This is a genomic window from Mesorhizobium sp. M0563, from assembly GCF_040321065.1.
Taxonomy (GTDB): Bacteria; Pseudomonadota; Alphaproteobacteria; order Rhizobiales; family Rhizobiaceae; genus Mesorhizobium.
Map to the genome: position 1 here is coordinate 198,073 of NZ_JAMYQV010000004.1, position 16,650 is coordinate 214,722.

At 64.1% G+C, this 16,650-nt stretch carries 17 protein-coding genes; 13 read left to right on the forward strand and 4 right to left on the reverse strand.

Annotated features, from left to right (window positions below; genetic code table 11):
- Positions 1–33 precede the first annotated feature (33 nt).
- Complete coding sequence (doeA, locus tag NKI50_RS08195; protein ID WP_031194479.1) at positions 34–1,212, forward strand: ectoine hydrolase DoeA; 1,179 nt, start codon at positions 34–36, stop codon at positions 1,210–1,212.
- A gap of 5 nt (positions 1,213–1,217) precedes the next feature.
- Positions 1,218–2,219 (forward strand): N(2)-acetyl-L-2,4-diaminobutanoate deacetylase DoeB, encoded by a 1,002-nt coding sequence (gene doeB, locus NKI50_RS08200; RefSeq protein WP_352494460.1) that lies wholly within the window; start codon positions 1,218–1,220, stop codon positions 2,217–2,219.
- A 2-nt stretch (positions 2,220–2,221) separates the two neighbouring features.
- Here doeB and NKI50_RS08205 read toward each other — a convergent pair whose 3' ends face one another.
- Positions 2,222–2,911 carry a GntR family transcriptional regulator gene (locus tag NKI50_RS08205; protein WP_502895821.1) on the reverse strand — a complete coding sequence of 230 codons (690 nt, stop codon included), beginning with the start codon at positions 2,909–2,911 and terminating at the stop codon, positions 2,222–2,224.
- Between the two features lie 292 nt (positions 2,912–3,203).
- Here NKI50_RS08205 and NKI50_RS08210 point away from each other — a divergent pair, with 292 nt between their 5' ends.
- From NKI50_RS08210 to atzF, 8 genes are read left to right on the forward strand one after another with little or no spacing between them, the layout of a single operon-like run.
- Positions 3,204–4,331 (forward strand): BMP family ABC transporter substrate-binding protein, encoded by a 1,128-nt coding sequence (locus NKI50_RS08210; RefSeq protein ID WP_023720646.1) that lies wholly within the window; start codon positions 3,204–3,206, stop codon positions 4,329–4,331.
- Between the two features lie 19 nt (positions 4,332–4,350).
- Positions 4,351–5,475 (forward strand): ABC transporter permease, encoded by a 1,125-nt coding sequence (locus NKI50_RS08215; protein WP_352639440.1) that lies wholly within the window; start codon positions 4,351–4,353, stop codon positions 5,473–5,475.
- The gene (locus NKI50_RS08220; RefSeq protein ID WP_023720644.1) at positions 5,475–6,401 is read left to right on the forward strand and encodes an ABC transporter permease; all 927 of its coding nucleotides are present in this window, start codon (positions 5,475–5,477) and stop codon (positions 6,399–6,401) included. The genes NKI50_RS08215 and NKI50_RS08220 overlap by 1 nt, the downstream gene beginning before the upstream one ends.
- A 14-nt stretch (positions 6,402–6,415) precedes the next feature.
- On the forward strand, positions 6,416–7,117 hold the full coding sequence (gene biuH / locus NKI50_RS08225; RefSeq protein WP_352639441.1) for a biuret amidohydrolase: 702 nt from the start codon (positions 6,416–6,418) through the stop codon (positions 7,115–7,117).
- Positions 7,118–7,127: 10 nt separating this feature from the next.
- A complete protein-coding gene (locus tag NKI50_RS08230; RefSeq protein ID WP_023720642.1) occupies positions 7,128–8,660 on the forward strand; it encodes an ABC transporter ATP-binding protein in 1,533 nt (510 codons plus the stop codon).
- The gene (locus NKI50_RS08235; protein ID WP_023720641.1) at positions 8,660–9,328 is read left to right on the forward strand and encodes a cysteine hydrolase family protein; all 669 of its coding nucleotides are present in this window, start codon (positions 8,660–8,662) and stop codon (positions 9,326–9,328) included. Before NKI50_RS08230 ends, NKI50_RS08235 begins: the two co-directional genes overlap by 1 nt.
- Positions 9,321–9,671 carry a cupin domain-containing protein gene (locus tag NKI50_RS08240; protein ID WP_023720640.1) on the forward strand — a complete coding sequence of 117 codons (351 nt, stop codon included), beginning with the start codon at positions 9,321–9,323 and terminating at the stop codon, positions 9,669–9,671. Before NKI50_RS08235 ends, NKI50_RS08240 begins: the two co-directional genes overlap by 8 nt.
- Positions 9,668–11,476: an allophanate hydrolase gene (atzF, locus tag NKI50_RS08245; RefSeq protein ID WP_352639443.1), complete on the forward strand. Its 1,809-nt coding sequence runs from the start codon at positions 9,668–9,670 to the stop codon at positions 11,474–11,476. The genes NKI50_RS08240 and atzF overlap by 4 nt, the downstream gene beginning before the upstream one ends.
- 5 nt (positions 11,477–11,481) lie before the next feature.
- Here the strand turns inward: atzF and NKI50_RS08250 are convergent, their stop codons facing one another.
- Positions 11,482–12,039 carry a cytochrome c gene (locus tag NKI50_RS08250; protein ID WP_023720638.1) on the reverse strand — a complete coding sequence of 186 codons (558 nt, stop codon included), beginning with the start codon at positions 12,037–12,039 and terminating at the stop codon, positions 11,482–11,484.
- On the reverse strand, positions 12,036–12,434 hold the full coding sequence (cueR, locus tag NKI50_RS08255; RefSeq protein WP_031194477.1) for a Cu(I)-responsive transcriptional regulator: 399 nt from the start codon (positions 12,432–12,434) through the stop codon (positions 12,036–12,038). The genes NKI50_RS08250 and cueR overlap by 4 nt, the downstream gene beginning before the upstream one ends.
- A gap of 263 nt (positions 12,435–12,697) precedes the next feature.
- Here cueR and NKI50_RS08260 point away from each other — a divergent pair, with 263 nt between their 5' ends.
- The 3 genes from NKI50_RS08260 to NKI50_RS08270 are packed head-to-tail and all read left to right on the forward strand — an operon-like array spanning position 12,698 to position 15,692.
- Positions 12,698–13,765, forward strand: coding sequence for a type III polyketide synthase (locus tag NKI50_RS08260; RefSeq protein ID WP_352494454.1), 1,068 nt, complete (start codon positions 12,698–12,700; stop codon positions 13,763–13,765).
- Entirely contained in the window at positions 13,762–14,475 is a 714-nt protein-coding gene (locus NKI50_RS08265) for a methyltransferase domain-containing protein (RefSeq protein ID WP_352639446.1), read from the forward strand. Before NKI50_RS08260 ends, NKI50_RS08265 begins: the two co-directional genes overlap by 4 nt.
- Positions 14,472–15,692 (forward strand): NAD(P)/FAD-dependent oxidoreductase, encoded by a 1,221-nt coding sequence (locus NKI50_RS08270; protein ID WP_352639447.1) that lies wholly within the window; start codon positions 14,472–14,474, stop codon positions 15,690–15,692. Before NKI50_RS08265 ends, NKI50_RS08270 begins: the two co-directional genes overlap by 4 nt.
- 400 nt (positions 15,693–16,092) lie before the next feature.
- Here NKI50_RS08270 and NKI50_RS08275 read toward each other — a convergent pair whose 3' ends face one another.
- On the reverse strand, positions 16,093–16,647 hold the full coding sequence (locus NKI50_RS08275; protein ID WP_352639449.1) for a hypothetical protein: 555 nt from the start codon (positions 16,645–16,647) through the stop codon (positions 16,093–16,095).
- Between the last annotated feature and the right edge of the window lie 3 nt (positions 16,648–16,650).

Here is a 16,650-nt window from a genome sequence, read left to right on the forward strand (position 1 = left end):
GCCGCAAGGCCCAACAAACGAGGACCAAGAACAATGCAGCCTAATTTGAAATTCTCGCGCGGCGAATATGCGGAGCGCCTCGCCAAGACGCGGAAGGCGATGGAGGCCAAGGGCGTCGATCTGCTTGTTGTCAGCGATCCGTCCAACATGGCCTGGCTGACCGGCTATGACGGCTGGTCGTTCTACGTACACCAGGCGGTCGTCGTGCCACCGTCGGGCGAGCCGGTGTGGTACGGGCGCGGCCAGGACGCCAACGGCGCCAAGCGCACCGCCTATCTCGCGCACGACAACATCGTCGGCTATGCCGACAACTATGTGCAGTCGACCGAGCGCCATCCGATGGATTTTCTGTCCAGCGTGCTCGCCGATCGTGGCTGGGGCAAGCTCAGCATCGGTGTCGAGATGGACAATTACTGGTTCTCTGCCGCTGCCTTCGCATCGCTGCAGAAGCACTTGCCCAATGCCCGCTTCGTCGATGCCACGGCACTGGTCAACTGGCAGCGCGCGGTGAAGAGCCCGACCGAAATCGACTACATGCGCAAAGCCGCCCGCATCGTCGAAGCGATGCACCAGCGCATCGTCGACAAGATCGAAGTCGGCATGCGCAAATGCGACCTGGTCGCCGAGATCTATGATGCCGGCACGCGCGGCGTCGACGGCATTGGCGGCGACTATCCGGCGATCGTGCCGCTGCTGCCGTCAGGCGCCGACGCATCGGCACCGCATCTAACTTGGGACGACAGGCCGATGAAATCGGGCGAGGGCACTTTCTTCGAGATCGCCGGCTGCTACAACCGCTACCATTGTCCGCTGTCGCGCACCGTTTTCCTCGGCAAACCGACGCAGGAATTCCTCGATGCCGAAAAGGCGACGCTGGAAGGCATGGAGGCCGGGCTTGCCGCCGCCAAGCCCGGCAACACCTGCGAGGACATCGCCAACGCCTTCTTCGCGGTTCTGAAGAAATACGGCATCGTTAAGGACAACCGCACCGGCTATCCGATCGGGCTTTCCTATCCGCCGGACTGGGGCGAACGCACGATGAGCCTGCGCCCAGGCGACCGCACCGAGCTCAAGCCCGGCATGACCTTCCATTTCATGACCGGCCTGTGGCTGGAGACGATGGGCTTGGAAATCACCGAATCCATCCTGATTACCGAAACCGGGGTCGCGTGCCTGGCCAATGTGCCGCGCAAGCTGGTGGTGAAGAATTGAGCCCGATGTCCAGCCTTCGCCCATCACCGATCACGCCGAGCGTCGATTTCGAGCGCGACGGCGTGCAGCACGGTTTCTTGCGCCTGCCTTACAGCCGTGACGATTCCGCCTGGGGATCGGTGATGATCCCGATCTGCGTCATCCGCAACGGCAACGGGCCGAGTGCATTGCTCACCGGCGGTAACCATGGCGACGAATATGAGGGGCCGCTGGCGCTTTACGATCTCGCCCGCACGCTCGATCCGAGGCAGGTCAGCGGCACGGTCATCATCGTGCCGGCGATGAATTATCCGGCGTTCCGCGCCGGCACGCGCACCTCGCCGATCGACAAGGGCAATCTCAACCGCAGCTTTCCCGGCCGGCCCGACGGTACGGTGACCGAGAAGATCGCCGATTATTTCCAGCGCGAACTTCTGCCGCGCACCGACATCGCGCTCGATTTCCATTCCGGCGGCAAGACGCTCGACTTCGTGCCGTTCTGCGCCGCCCATATCCGGCCCGACAAGGTGCTGGAAGAGAAGGGGTTCGCTGCGGTTGAAGCTTTCTCGGCACCCTGGTCGATGAAGATGCTGGAGATCGACGCGGTCGGCATGTTCGACACTGCCGCCGAAGAGATGGGCAAGCTGTTCATCACCACCGAGCTCGGCGGCGGCGGAACTTCGCGCGCGGAAACGGTGCGGATCGCGCGTCGCGGCGTGCTCAATGTGCTGCGCCATGCCGGCATCGTCGCCGGCGCGGTCGAGATGCAGCCGACCCGCTGGCTCGACATGCCATCGGGAGATTGCTTCTCGTTCGCCGAGGACGACGGGATGATCGAAACCATGATCGATCTCGGCGAGCCGGTGGCAGAAAACCAGGTGCTGGCGCGCATCCATTCGATCGGCCGCACCGGCGGCGCTCCGCAGGAGATCCGGGCCAAGATGTCCGGTCTGTTGGCGGCGCGGCATTTCCCCGGATTGGTCAAGGCCGGCGACTGTGCTGCCGTGGTGGCCGTGCTGGTCGATTGAGGCTAGGAGGCCGATGTCGGAAACGGCTCGGCCTTGCCTTTAGGGCGGTCGCCGATGGCAAAGACGGCGCTCGCCTCGCTGACGATCGAGACATGGTCCTTGGCGGCTGTTCCGGCGGCCGTACTGTCGCCGCGCATGATTGCGGTAACGATGGCGTCATGCTCTTGCCACGACTGGGCCAGCCGGCCGGGCAGCATGAATTGCGCGCGCCGGAACGGCGCCAGACGGCTGCGGGTCATGACGGTCAGTTCATAAATGTGCTTGCTGTGGGCGCCGCGATAGAGCCGGGTGTGGAACCCGGTGTTGAAAAGCTCATACTCTTCTTCGGCCCCGAGCTGCACAAAGCGCGCGGAGGCTTGATGCTCAGCCTCCAGCGTGCGGCGCTCGCCGGCGGTCATGCGCTCGGCCGAGAACCGCGCGCAGATCGCTTCGAGCTCGGCCATGCTCTCGAACATCGAGGCGAGGTGCTCCTGCGTCATCACCGCGACGGTGGCGCCGCGGTTGGGCCGCCTTTCGACCAGTCCCATGGCACTGAGCCGGCTGAGCGCTTCCCGGATCGGCGTACGTGAGACGTCGAAGCGGGCGGCGAGCGAGGCTTCGTCGAGTTTTTCGCCGGGACGCAGGAAACCGGTGACGATCCGGTCGCTGATCGCCCTCACCATCTGATCGACGGTCGTGCCCGACCTGATCAAATTGCGCTTTGCCGACACGTCTCCTCCGTCCAGTCTCTTCGCGCAGCCATAAGCCACGCACCGGCTTCGATTCCTGCGCAGCTCTGTATGCCTATGTTTTAGCCTTCATGTCAAATTGGCCGTTTTAGAGGCAAAAAGTGTATGCAATTGCTCCGGCTTTGTGCAGGCCACATCGGCACACTCGTTGATATTGCTGAATAAATCCCATTTCTGAAACTGGCACGCTGATTGCATACACTTCTTTCATTGAGGTGTTAACCGGCCCCAAAGGCCCCATAGAGGGAGCATTCACATGACCGAGCGATTCATGCTTAGCCGCCGCGACCTGCTCAAGACTTCCGCCGCCGGAGCGGCGCTCGGTCTTGCGTCCGCATCGTTTCCGATCAGCAGGGCCTTCGCCGCGACCGCAACCGTCGGCTTCATCTATGTCGGGCCAAAGGACGATTACGGCTACAACCAGGCGCATGCCGAAGGCGCCGCCACGCTGAAGGGGATCGAAGGCATTTCCGTCGTCGAAGAGGAGAACGTGCCGGAGACGGTCGACGTGCAGAAGACGATGGAATCGATGATCAATCTCGACGGTGCGTCGCTGATCTTCCCGACCTCGTTCGGCTATTTCGATCCGCATATGCTGGCCATGTGCGCGAAATTCCCCGACGTGCAGTTCCGCCATTGCGGCGGCATGTGGAACAAGGACAAGCATCCGATGAATGCCGGTTCCTATTTCGGCTATATCGGCATGGGCCAGTATCTGAACGGCGTCGTCGCCGGCCACACCAGCAAAACCAAGAAGCTCGGCTTCGTCGCGGCAAAGCCGATCCCGCAGGTGCTGCTCAACATCAATTCCTTCCTGCTCGGCGCGCGCTCGGTCGACCCGACCATCACCTGCCAGGTGATCTTCACCGGCGAGTGGTCGCTGGCGGTCAAGGAGGCGGAGGCCACCAATGCGCTGGTCGACCAGGGCGCCGACGTCATCACCTGTCATGTCGACAGCCCCAAGGTGGTGGTCGAGACGGCGGCCGGGCGTGGCGCCTTCGTCTGCGGCTATCATGCCAACCAGAGCCCGCTGGCGCCGGAGAAATACCTGACCGGCGCGGAATGGAACTGGGCCAAGGTCTACAAGATGTTCGTCGACGATCTGGTGGCCGGCACGCCGCTGCCCAATTTCACACGCGGTGGCCTGGCAGACGGCTTCGTCAAGATGAGCCCGCTCGGCCCCGCCGTCGGCGATGCCGCCCGCAAGCAGTTCGACGGCACGCTGGCCGAAATGATGAAAGGCGGATTTTCCGTCATCAAGGGTCCGCTGAAGAGCAACAAGGGCGTCGTCGTCGCGACCGAGGGCCAGGCCTTCGTCGAGACCGCGCTCGAGCTCGAAAGCATGGACTACCTCGTCGAGGGCGTCGTCGGTTCGACCGCCTGAACCGGATCGGAGACGGGCCATGGCAGACACGGTCAGCACTGCGGGCGCACCGGCGCTGTTTGGCGCCAGGAATTATCGGGCGGCACTCGAATGGGTGGCACGGCGCGCCGAAGCCTTCGTCATCCCGCTCGCGGCGCTGATCGTCGGCATGGTGCTGTTCAGCCTATTCATCGCGCTGGTCGGCAAGTCGCCGGTCCAGCTCTACGAGACGATGTGGCGCGGCGGCTTCGGCTCGTGGTTCTCGATCCAGAACTCGCTGTCGCGGGCAGCACCGCTTCTGCTGGCAGCGCTCTGCGTGGCGCTGCCGGCTCGGCTCGGCCTCGTCGTCATCGGCGGCGAAGGCGCGATTGTGCTGGGCGGCGTTGCCGCCGCCGCCATCGGCGTCGCGGCGAATGGCGCGCCGGCTTTTGTGGTCATCCTGCTGATGGGCGTGGCGGGCATGGTCGCCGGCGGCATCTGGATAGGTGCCGTCGGCGCACTCCGCCACTACCGCGCCGTCAACGAAACCATATCCAGCCTGCTGATGGCCTATATCGCCATCGCGCTGATGAACCATCTGGTCGAAGGGCCGCTGCGCGATCCGGCCTCGCTCAACAAACCCTCGACCGAGCCGCTGGCGGATGCCTACCGCATCGGCAACATTCCAGGCATGGACGTGCACTGGGGCCTTGTCGTCGGCATCGTCGCCTGCGTCCTGTCCTGGCTGTTGATCGAAAAGACGCGCTGGGGGTTTGCCGCCCGCATTGCCGGCGGCAATGTCAGGGCGGCCCAGGTGCAAGGGCTTGCCGTCGGCCCGCTGATCGTCGGCTTTACCGGGCTCGCCGGCGGCTTTGCCGGGCTGGCCGGCATGCTGGAAGTCGGCGCCGTGCAAGGCAGCGCCAACGCCTCGCTCGCCGCCGGCTACGGCTATACCGGCATCCTCGTCGCCTTCCTCGCCCGCCACAATCCGCTCGCCATCATCCCGGTCGCTTTCCTGCTCGGCGGCATCGGCGCTTCCGGCGGGCTGATCCAGCGCCGCATGGACCTGCCCGACGCCACCGTGCTGGTGCTGCAAGGCATGCTCTTCGTGGTCATCCTGTTCAGCGAAACCTTTTACGGCCGCTTCAAGGTTTTCAATCCCGATCTGTGGAAGAGGGGCTCCTGATGGACGCGACCGAGATCGGCCTGTGGGGCGTGCCGCTCGCCATTCTCGGCGGCGCCATCCGCGTCTCGACGCCGTTCATCTTCGTGTCGCTCGGCGAAGCCATCACCGAGCGCTCCGGCCGCATCAATCTCGGCCTCGAAGGCACGCTGGTCTTCGGCGCAATGACCGCCTATGCGGTAGCAGTGGTGACCGGCTCGCCATGGCTCGGCGTGCTGGCTGCCGCCGGTGCCGGTCTTTGCTTCGGGCTGTTCCATGGCTGGATCTGCAAATTCCGCGGGGTTAACGACATCGCCATCGGCATCGCGCTGATGCTGTTCGGCTCGGGTCTCGCCTTCTTCTTCGGCAAGCCGTTCATCCAGCCCTCGGCGCCAGACCTGCCGGCCATTGCCTTCGGTGGCTGGTCGAATATTCCGCAGGTGCAGGCGGCGCTCAACGTCAACGTGCTGTTCCTGATCGGGGCCGCACTTGCGCTGTTCCTGTGGTGGGCCTTCCGTAACACCCGCGCCGGCCTGATCGTACGCGTCGTCGGCGACAGCTCCGATGCGGCGCGCGCCATGGGCCTCAATCCCAACACCGTGCGCCTGCTTGCGACAGGCGTCGGCGGCGCGCTCGCCGGCATCGGCGGCGCCTATCTGTCGCTCTATTACCCCGGCAGCTGGACCGAACGCATCTCGTCGGGGCAGGGGCTGATGGCGGTGGCGCTGGTCATCTTCGCACGCTGGAACCCGCTCGGCTGCTTTGCCGCGGCACTGTTGTTCGGCGGCGCCGGGGCGCTAGGCCCGGCGTTGCAATCGGTCGGGGTAACGCAGGGCTACTATCTCTTCTACGCCGCACCTTACATCCTCACGCTCATCATCATGATCGCCACCTCGTCGCCGAGCCGCTCGCTTGCCGGCGCGCCGGGCGAGTTGTCGATCACCAAATGACTGGAGTTTTCCCGATGAACGCCAGAGCCGAGATCACCCAGCGCTACATCGACGCCGACCCTTATCCATGGCCCTACAATGGCGAGCTGCGGTCGGACAATACGGCTCTGATCATCATCGATATGCAGACCGATTTCTGCGGGCCGGGCGGCTATGTCGATCATATGGGCTACGATCTTTCGCTGGTGCGGGCGCCGATCGAGCCGATCAAGTCGGTGCTTGCAGCCATGCGGGCCAAGGGCTACACCATCATCCACACGCGCGAGGGCCACCGGCCCGATCTCGCCGACCTGCCGGCCAACAAGCGCTGGCGCTCACGCCGCATCAATGCCGGCATTGGCGACCCCGGACCTTGCGGGCGCATCCTGGTGCGCGGCGAACCAGGCTGGGATATCATCCCCGACCTCTATCCGGCGGCGGGCGAACCGATCATCGACAAGCCGGGCAAGGGCTCGTTCTGCGCCACCGATCTGGAGCTGATCCTGCACCAGCGCGGCATCGAAAACATCGTGCTGACCGGCATCACCACCGATGTCTGCGTCCACACGACCATGCGCGAGGCCAATGATCGCGGCTTCGAATGCGTGATGCTTGAGGACTGCTGCGGCGCGACCGACTACGGCAACCATCTCGCCGCGATCAAGATGATCAAGATGCAGGGCGGCGTGTTCGGCGCGGTGTCGAGCTCGGCGTCCTTCGTCGCGCAGCTGCCGTGAGGGGGCGATCTTGAGCGGAACCATCGTCAAGAAAGCCGTCGGCGTCGAGACTATCGGCATGACCATGCGCTTCGGCGCCTTCACCGCGCTGGACGATGTCTCGATCAAGGTGCCAGCGGGATCATTCCATGCGCTGCTCGGCGAAAACGGTGCCGGCAAGTCGACGCTGGTCAAATGCATGATGGGTTTTTACCGCCCGACCGCCGGCGACATGCTGGTCGATGCCCGCGAGGTCGCGATAGCCAGCCCGAAGGATGCCTCGGCGCTCGGGCTAGGCATGGTCTATCAGCATTTTACCCTCGTCCCGTCGCTGACCGGTGCGGAAAACCTGGTCATTTCCCGCGAGAAAGTGCCGGGCGTCATCGACTGGCGCAAGGAGCGCGCCGCACTTGCGCAATTCATGCAGCGGATGCCGTTCAAGCTGCCGCTCGACGTCAAGGTGGCGGAACTTGCGGCCGGCGAGAAGCAGAAGCTCGAAATCGTCAAGCAGCTCTATCTCGGCCGCAGTTTCCTGGTGCTCGACGAGCCGACTTCGGTGCTCACCCCTGGCGAGGCACAGGAAGTGCTTGGCCTGGTGCGCGACATGACCAGGACAGGCGACCTCACCGTGCTGATGATCTCGCACAAATTCCACGAGGTGACGGCCTTTGCCGACGACATCACCGTGTTGCGCAAGGGCAGGCTGACCGGAACCGGAAAGGTCTCCGAACTTTCGCACAAGCAGATGGCGGCGATGATGATCGGCGACCAACCGATTGCAGCACTCGACAGTCGCGCTCCGGTGCCGGCCGGCGCCAGGCAGGTGCTGACGGTAAAGTCGCTGAAGGCGCCTGACCGCACCGGCTTGAAAAGCATCGACATCGGCGAGCTCGACGTGAAGTCCGGCGAGATCGTCGGCATCGCCGGCATCTCCGGCAACGGCCAGAAGGAGTTTCTCGAAGTCCTTGCCGGACAGCGGGCACGCAATGCGGGCGACGTTCTGGTGAAAGGCTCGCCCTATGGTGCCAGCCGCAGCGAGGCGCGCACGCTCAATGTCCGCTTCATTCCGGAGGAGCCATTGCGCAATGCCTGCGCACCGCGGATGACGGTGGCCGAAAACATGGCCTTCCGGACCTTCGACCTCAACGAGGCCGGCAAGCCGGTCAACTGGATCAGGATGAGCGCGATCAGGGACTACGCGGCCCGTCTTGTCGAACAGTTCAAGGTCAAGACGGCCTCGCTCGCTTCGCCGATTTCATCATTGTCGGGCGGCAATGTGCAGCGCGCGGTGCTGGCGCGGGAACTGACCGGCGAGGTCGATTTGCTCATCGTGTCGAACCCCTGCTTCGGCCTCGACTTCTCCGCCGTCGCCGAAATACGCGCCCGCATCATGAAGGCGCGCAATGCCGGTGCTGCAGTGCTTTTGATGTCGGAGGACCTCGACGAGCTGCTTGAGCTCTCGGACCGCATCTTCGTCATGTCGGATGGCGCGCTGGTCTACGAGACGCCGATCGCGCAGGCGAGCGTGCAGACGATCGGCGAGCACATGGCGGGACATCATTGATGGCGGAGATCGAGGCGCTGCCGTTCCCGTTTGCCTTCAAGCCTGAGGCGATGGCGCTGGTCGTCATCGACATGCAGCGCGATTTCGCCGAGCCCGGCGGCTTCGGCGCCAGCCTCGGCAACGACGTCAGCCGGATCACGGCGATCGTGCCCACGGTGAAAAGGCTGCTCGAAGGGTTTCGCGCCGCTGGCCTGCCGGTGATCCACACGATGGAGTGCCACAAGGCAGATTTTTCGGATCTGCCGCCGGCCAAGCGCAATCGCGGCAATCCGTCGATCCGCATCGGCGATATCGGTCCCATGGGTCGCGTGCTGATCGTCGGCGAACCGGGAACGGCGATCCTCGATGAACTTGCACCATTGCCTGGCGAGATCGTCATCGAAAAACCCGGCAAGGGCGCGTTCTATGCCACCAGCTTCGGCGATGACCTCAAGCGGCTCGGCGCACAGCAACTGGTCTTTGCCGGGGTGACGACGGAGGTCTGCGTGCAGACGACGATGCGCGAGGCCAACGACCGCGGCTATGAATGCCTGCTGGCGGAGGATGCGACGGAGAGCTATTTTCCGGAGTTCAAGACGGCAGCCCTTGCCATGATCAGGGCGCAGGGCGCGATCGTCGGCTGGACGGCGACAACGGACCAGGTGCTCGAGGGAATTTCCAATGCCTAACATTGCATACCAGGCCCTCATCCAAGGGGGCTGGCGTGATCTGCCATTCGAGCCTTTTCGCGAAGGCATCACGGTGCATTGGCTGCTCAAGGGGGGATCGACGGAACCGTCGGTCGCGATTCTCAACTACCGGGCGGGCGCCGGCGTGCCGCGTCACCGCCACGCCGGGCTGGAAACGATCATCGTGCTGGAAGGCTCGCAGAGCGACGAGAACGGCGACTATGCAGCGGGCAGTGTGATCCTGAACCCGGTTGGAACCGAGCATTCGGTGTGGACAAAAGACGGCTGCGTCGTACTCATCCAGTGGAACCTGCCGGTCGTCATTCAGGGCGAGGCCGAATGAGCGACATCCGCTTCGACATAGCGAGCCTGCACGCCGCCTATCAGGCCGGCCTCAGTATTGGCGATATGATCGATACGGTCCATGCGCGGCTCGCGGCGGCCGATGACCCGGGCATCTTCATCCATCTGGCGAGCAGGGCGGAGATGCTTGCCGAGGCGGAAAAGCTCGGCCCGTTCGATCCGTTGGCAAAGCCACTGTGGGGCGTTCCGTTCGCGGTCAAGGACAACATCGATGTTGCCGGCATGCCGACCACGGCGGCCTGCGCGGAATATGCCTACTTGCCGGCGAACGACGCCACCGTCGTCGCGCGGCTCAAGGCCGCCGGCGCGCTGGTCGTCGGCAAGACCAATCTCGACCAGTTCGCTACCGGCCTGGTCGGCGTGCGCACGCCCTATCCAATCCCGAGGAATGCGATCGACCCGACACTGGTGCCGGGCGGCTCCTCATGCGGCTCGGCCGTGGCGACGGCGCGTGGCATTGTCTCGTTCGCGCTCGGCACCGACACCGCCGGTTCGGGCCGCATACCCGCCGGCCTCAACAACATCGTCGGGCTGAAGCCGAGCGTCGGCGCGCTGTCGGCCGCCGGCGTCGTGCCGGCCTGCCGCACGCTCGACTGCGTCTCCGTCTTCGCACTCAACGTCGACGACGCCTACAGCGTGTTCGAGGTCGCGGCGGCGAAGGACGACGCCGATCCCTATTCACGTGACCTCGGCATCCAACCGCTTGCCGCGCGCCCACCGGTGCTGACGGTTGGCGTGCCGGCCAAGGCCGATCGGACGTTCTTCGGCGACCAGGCGATGCAGGCGGGCTTCGAGGCCGCTCTTGCCTCGCTGGAGACGCTGGGCTGCAGGCTGGTCGAAATCCCGTTCGGCGATTTCTACGCCACCGCCAATCTGCTTTACGAGGGCGCCTGGGTGGCCGAGCGTTACGCCGCGATCAGGGACTTCATGGATGCCAACGAGGCGGCCATGCATCCGGTGACGCGGCAGATCATCGGCGGTGCGCGAAAACTTTCCGCAGCGGACGCCTTCAACGGGCTCTATGCCTTGCAGGCCTACAAGGCCAAGCTTGCGCCGGTTATCGCCTCGGTCGATCTTTTCTGTGTGCCGACCGCGCCGACGCATTACACAGTCGAAGCGGTGTTGGCTGACCCTATCGTCACCAACAGCCGGCTCGGCACCTACACCAACTTCGTCAATCTGCTCGACATGTGCGGCATCGCCGTGCCGACCGGAACCCGTAGCGACGGTTTGCCGATGAGCGTCACCTTGCTTGCCGCGGCGGGCAAGGACCATCTGACGGCGTCGCTTGCGCGCGATGTCCATGCGGCAAGCGGCCTTGCGCTGGGCGCTACCGGCTGGCCGCTGCCGCCGCGTGGCGATATCCGCGTGGACGTGGATGAAGGCACGATCGAGCTGGCCGTGGTCGGCGCGCATCTATCGGGGATGGCGCTGAACGGCCAGTTGCAGCAGCTCGGCGCGATTTTCGCCCGGGGTGCGAGAACGGCGCCGCTCTACCGGCTTTACGCACTCGCCGGCCAGTCGGTGTCGAGACCGGGGCTCGAGCGCACCTGCAATGGCAAGGGCACAGCCATCGAGGTCGAAGTCTGGCGGCTGTCGCCGCAAGCCTTCGGTCGCTTCGTCGCGGCGATCCCGCCGCCGCTCGGCATCGGGACGCTTCTGCTCGACGACGGAACTTCGCCGAAAGGCTTCCTCGTTGAAAGTGCCGGCCTTACCGATGCAGAAGAGATTTCGCATTTCGGCGGCTGGCGCAATTTCATGGCGGATCAGCAGCTGCGGAGCTGACGCCATCACTCGACCTTTTGCCGGAACTTCGAGTGGCAGCTCGAGCAATCCTGCAAGATGAGATGCAGGAGGTGCTCCGCCGGCAATTTGGCGGGATCGGCTTCCGCCGTCCCCGGTCGCTTGCCAAGCAGGCTGCCACCGCCCATCGCCGGGCCGGAACCCATTCTCATGTCGTCGGTAATGCGCGGCGGCACCCGCTCGGCGTCGGAGGCCAGGGCGCTGGCCAGCGTCCCGATGTGGCGAGCCAGCCCTTCGAACTCCGCGCGGGCAGGGTCGATATCCAGCTTGGCGCCTGAAGGCGCACCCAATGTCGCGCTGGGGAATTCGGCAATGAGGGAAGGGCCGGTGCGGGCGCGGATGGCCTCGGCCGCCGCTTGGAAAGCCGCGGCGTCATACGCCCGCTTGCCGTCGAACATCCCGGCGATCGCCTTTGCCGCCGCAGCCATTTCCTTCATCGAGGCCTGGCGAGCCTCGATGACCGCATCACGGCTCGAATGGGCGGCAGCGAGCACGACAGAGACGCAGGCAAGCGACAGCACTGTTAGAGCGGCTGCGAGCCTCACTGGGCCACGCCTTGTCCCGCCAACTCGTCGATGATCGGGCACTCCGGCCGCTCGTCGCCGTGGCAGTGACTGACCAGATGGTGAAGCAAGCCGCGCAATCCGACCAGTTCGGCGATCTTCCTGTCGATCTCCACCAACTTGGCTTTCGCGATCGCCTTCACGTCAGCGCTGTCACGTTCCCTGTCTTGGTACAGCGAGAGCAACTGGCGGCATTCGTCGACCGAAAACCCCAGGCTTCGTGAGCGCTGCAGGAAGCGCAGCCGGTGAATATCGGCCGTCGAGTAATCGCGATAGCCATTGTCTGTCCGGGCCGGGTGCAAGAGCCCGATGTCCTCGTAGTAGCGGATCGTCTTGGCCGGCAGGCCGGATTTTTCGGATGCGACGCCGATGTTCATATCGGAAATCTCCTTTATCGGAGGAAATAGACCTTCCAGTAGATGGAAGGTCAACATGATGTGGCGATTTTGGATGCCCGACGCAACCGCCCGCCGGCTCCAACCGTTTGCCTGCCAACAGCGCATACTGAACCTTCGGGAAGAAATCAGTTTTCGGAAACGTTTATCGAACAGCGCTCAAACTCGGCGCCCGGCACCAGGTACCGATCAGCAAGGACCCTCCGGCGGCACGTTACGCCGTGCAGACGCCGAGGAGATAGAACATGCCCGTCAAGGCCTATATCAACCGGATCGCGACAGCGGTGCCGGAGCACGAGGTTCATCAATTCTACCTGCGTTTCGCGGCCTCGATGCTCGCGGCCGATCGCCGGAGGATCTTCGAACGCATGGCCGATCTTGCCGGCATCGAGCACCGCTATTCCTGCTTTGCGCCGGCGTCCGATCCCGAAGGACCATCCGCCGACCTGGCCGGGACCTTCATTCGGGGCGCGTTTCCCGGAACGGCCATGAGAATGGCGATGTTCGACGATGCCGCACCTGTTCTGGCGCAAAAGGGCATCGACGGATTGCAACTTGGCGACGACGCTTCCCGCATCACCCATCTTATCGTCACTACCTGCACCGGTTTTTCGGCGCCGGGCATCGATCTCGAGCTGGTTGCGCGTTGCGGGCTGCCGGACGGGGTCGAACGCACGATGATCGGTTTCATGGGTTGCTACGCGGCGATCAACGGCCTCAAGCTGGCGCGTCACATCGTCCGCTCCGACCCGCAGGCCAAGGTCCTGCTGGTCAATATCGAGCTCTGCACGATGCACCTGCGTCAAACCACCGAACTGGAAAAACTGCTGTCGTTCTGCCTCTGGGGCGATGGCTGTGCGGCTGCGCTCATCACTTCCGAGCCGCTCGGCATCGAGCTCGATAGCTTTCACTGCCTGGTGGCGAGGGAGCGGCGGGATCTGATGCGCTGGAATATTCGCGACCACGGATTCGAAATGGTTCTTTCCGGCCAAGTGCCGGCAGCGATTCATGAAGCGTTGCGGAGCAACCAGGCCGCCATCCTCGGTGGCCGGCCGACCGAGGCGATCGACCTTTGGGCCGTGCACCCGGGTGGGCGTTCGGTGCTCGATGCCGTCGAAAGGGCTCTGGAACTGGAGCCCACCGCGCTGGAACCATCGCGCGCGGTGTTGCGCCAATACGGGAACATGTCGTCGGCGACCGTCATGTTCGTGATGAAAGAGATGCTGAAGGCGCCTGCCGGCCTGCTCGGCTGCGGCATGTCGTTCGGACCCGGGCTGACGGCCGAAACCATGCTCTTTCGAACGGTGTCATGAGCGGCCTGGAGCATCGGCAGCTTGCGCCGGAAATCCTTGACGGCCTTGCGGCCGACGATCCACGAGCGCTGACCGCGCGCCGCGACCTTCGGCGCATCAATATGCTGATGTTTCAGGTGCCGATCATGACGTCGTTGCTCAGGAGGTTTGTGCCAAAGCCGCCACGCCGCATTCTGGAGATCGGCGCCGGCGATGGCTCCTTCATGCTGGCGGTGGCGCGGCGCATGGCCAGGCATTGGCCTGGGGTCGAACTGGTAATGCTCGACCGCGTCGACCTCGTCACTGCGCAATTGCGCGGTGATTTCGACAGGTTGGGATGGAAGGCCGAAGGGATCACCGCCGATGTCTTCGACTGGGCGGGAAAGATCGAGGGCGCGCCGTTCGACGCCGTCACGGTCAATCTGTTCCTGCACCATCTCGACGATGCGCAGCTCGTGCGCCTGTTTTCGCTGATCAGGCCAAAAGCCCCGTTGCTGCTGGCGACAGAGCCGCTGCGGGCGAAACTGGCGCTGGCCGCGACCCGTCTTCTGCCGGCAATCGGCGCCAATGACGTCACACGAAACGACGCGGCGCAAAGCGTGCGTGCCGGCTTTCGCGGCAGCGAGCTTTCCGGCCTCTGGCTTGCGGCCAACGGCAAACCGGTCGAGGAAAGGCGCGCCGGCCTGTTTTCCCACATCTTCGTCGGCGCCAGCGCCAGAGTCGAGCCATGACCGGATTGTCGACCCATGACGCGATCGTCATCGGCGCCGGCCCGGCGGGCACATCCCTCGCGCTCACGCTGGCCCGGTGCGGATGGGCCGTGGCCATTGTGGAAAAGACCGAGTTCCCGCGCCGCAAGGTCTGCGGCGAATACATCTCGGCAAGCAATCTTGCGCTTTTCGACCAGCTGGAGATCGGCGATGCCTGGCGTACCGATGCCGGCCCCGAAATCCGCCGCGTCGGTTTGTTTTCCGGCGAAACCTGCGTCGAGGCGGCAATGCCACGTGCAGGAGCTGGGCCTCCTGCAAAAGACGGCTTCGGCCGGGCACTCGGCCGGGACATTCTCGACTCTCTGCTTTTGCAGACGGCGCGATCGGCGGGTGTCGAAATCTTCCAGCCCTGCCGCGCCGTCGCAATCGACCGGGACGGCGAGATGCAAAGGGTACGAATTCAAGCCGGAGACGAAACGGCGATGTTGCGCGCGCCGGTGATTGTCGCCGCACACGGCTCGTGGGAACCCGGCCCATTGCCCAGCCAGCTCGCAAAGGCCAACCGGCCGTCGGACCTGCTCGGCTTCAAGGCGCATTTCACCGGGTCGTCGCTGGCGCCGGATTTGATGCCGCTGCTGGCCTTCCCCGGCGGCTATGGCGGCATGGTCTCGGCCGATCATGGCCGGTTGTCGATCTCGTGCTGCATTCGGCGCGATATGCTGGCGCGGTTGCGTAAACAACATGACCCGAAACACCGGAGCCATGTGCCGGCCGCCGATGCGGTCTCCCGCCACCTCATGGACTCATGCCGGGGCGTGAGGGACGCTCTGGAGCCGGCTCTCCTCGACGGTCCGTGGCTTGCCGCGGGTCCGATCCGGCCGGGAATTCGCTCGTGCTACGAAGGGGACATCTTCCGCGTCGGCAATGCAGCCGGAGAGTCTCATCCTGTTATCGCCGAGGGTATCTCGATGGCGCTGCAGTCCGGCTGGCTGCTGGCTTGCGAACTCGCATCCGCGCCAAGCGGCCAAGCGGGACGCGAGGCCGCTGCCAGACGCTATGAGGCGGCCTGGAAAAGACTGTTTTCGACACGGGTCTACGCTGCCGCGGCCCTCGCCGGAATTGCCCTCCGCCCCGGCAGCGCCACCTTGATGGCGGCGATCGTCCGGAATTTCCCGCAGACACTGACACTGGGCGCGCAACTGAGCGGCAAGACCAAGCGGGTTCCCGGCTTTGCCTGACGAGTGACGCGGCGTCGTGCTGCCCTGGTCGCCTTACATGCCACCGCCACAGTTGGCAGCAGCTGGCTCCTTCTCCCCGGAATTTGTCATCGCATAGTCGTATACCTGACTGCGTCCGCGGCTTCAGGTTCGCAGGTATTTGACCAAGGCTGCAATCGCGAGCAAGAGGGCGACGAACACAGGACCCAGACGAGTGCCATGCCGCCCATCATCCACGTATCCATTGGACCATTCATCATTGCAATCACCTTTACGGTCAGTGAAGGCCCGCCTTCGTCGGTAAGCATCGGCGACTGCGAAGGCAATTAGCTCGCCGGGGACTTCGGTCAAGACGACCAGGAAACCGATCGGCCGCCTGTCGCCTTGTCCCGCCAACCGGAAGTGTCCTGCCCTTTCCGTCTCACATACCTCCGCCGCAGCCGTCCGAGAGATCCCAGACGTCGACGACCTGCTTGCCGGTGAAACCTTGCTCGCGGATCAGGAACTTCGCCAATCCGCCATACACTTTCCAGCGCCAGCATTGGCAGCAGCAAGGGCCTTTCTCGTTGGAATTGGCCATCGCATAGTCATAGGCCTGCTGCTCGTCGCCGGAGAGTTTCACATCGTAGTAGGGCATCATCTTCTGTGCGATGCCGGCCGGAATATCGTACGGATCGTTCGGGATCATCGCGATCTCGCGGTACCTGGCCAAACCGTTCACCTGCTCGGCATAGCGCTTTGTCTCCATTGGGCTGCAGCACGAGCCCATGATCCGCGACATCGCCGGCATGGTCGCAATCGACTCCGTGAACTTGGCCGAACACGTGCTGTTGCCGTTCTGGCTGAGATATTTGAAGCGGCGCACCAGATCGGAATCCTCCGCGGCGATCGTCAAATCCGGCCCCTTGAGCAAGCCGACGACCGCAGCGACGCCAAAGGCGCTGCCCAGAACAACCGCCGTCGGGTTGGATGGCATATC

What these genes read in the sequence shown, in the direction of transcription:
- NKI50_RS08220 (WP_023720644.1), top strand. Translation starts at nt 5,475, where the DNA reads ATGGACGCGACCGAGATCGGCCTGTGGGGCGTGCCGCTCGCCATTCTC.
- NKI50_RS08275 (WP_352639449.1), bottom strand. Translation starts at nt 16,647, where the DNA reads ATGCCATCCAACCCGACGGCGGTTGTTCTGGGCAGCGCCTTTGGCGTC.
- NKI50_RS08235 (WP_023720641.1), top strand. Translation starts at nt 8,660, where the DNA reads ATGGCGGAGATCGAGGCGCTGCCGTTCCCGTTTGCCTTCAAGCCTGAG.
- doeB (WP_352494460.1), top strand. Translation starts at nt 1,218, where the DNA reads ATGTCCAGCCTTCGCCCATCACCGATCACGCCGAGCGTCGATTTCGAG.
- doeA (WP_031194479.1), top strand. Translation starts at nt 34, where the DNA reads ATGCAGCCTAATTTGAAATTCTCGCGCGGCGAATATGCGGAGCGCCTC.
- NKI50_RS08270 (WP_352639447.1), top strand. Translation starts at nt 14,472, where the DNA reads ATGACCGGATTGTCGACCCATGACGCGATCGTCATCGGCGCCGGCCCG.
- NKI50_RS08215 (WP_352639440.1), top strand. Translation starts at nt 4,351, where the DNA reads ATGGCAGACACGGTCAGCACTGCGGGCGCACCGGCGCTGTTTGGCGCC.
- atzF (WP_352639443.1), top strand. Translation starts at nt 9,668, where the DNA reads ATGAGCGACATCCGCTTCGACATAGCGAGCCTGCACGCCGCCTATCAG.
- NKI50_RS08210 (WP_023720646.1), top strand. Translation starts at nt 3,204, where the DNA reads ATGACCGAGCGATTCATGCTTAGCCGCCGCGACCTGCTCAAGACTTCC.
- cueR (WP_031194477.1), bottom strand. Translation starts at nt 12,434, where the DNA reads ATGAACATCGGCGTCGCATCCGAAAAATCCGGCCTGCCGGCCAAGACG.
- biuH (WP_352639441.1), top strand. Translation starts at nt 6,416, where the DNA reads ATGAACGCCAGAGCCGAGATCACCCAGCGCTACATCGACGCCGACCCT.
- NKI50_RS08260 (WP_352494454.1), top strand. Translation starts at nt 12,698, where the DNA reads ATGCCCGTCAAGGCCTATATCAACCGGATCGCGACAGCGGTGCCGGAG.
- NKI50_RS08265 (WP_352639446.1), top strand. Translation starts at nt 13,762, where the DNA reads ATGAGCGGCCTGGAGCATCGGCAGCTTGCGCCGGAAATCCTTGACGGC.
- NKI50_RS08240 (WP_023720640.1), top strand. Translation starts at nt 9,321, where the DNA reads ATGCCTAACATTGCATACCAGGCCCTCATCCAAGGGGGCTGGCGTGAT.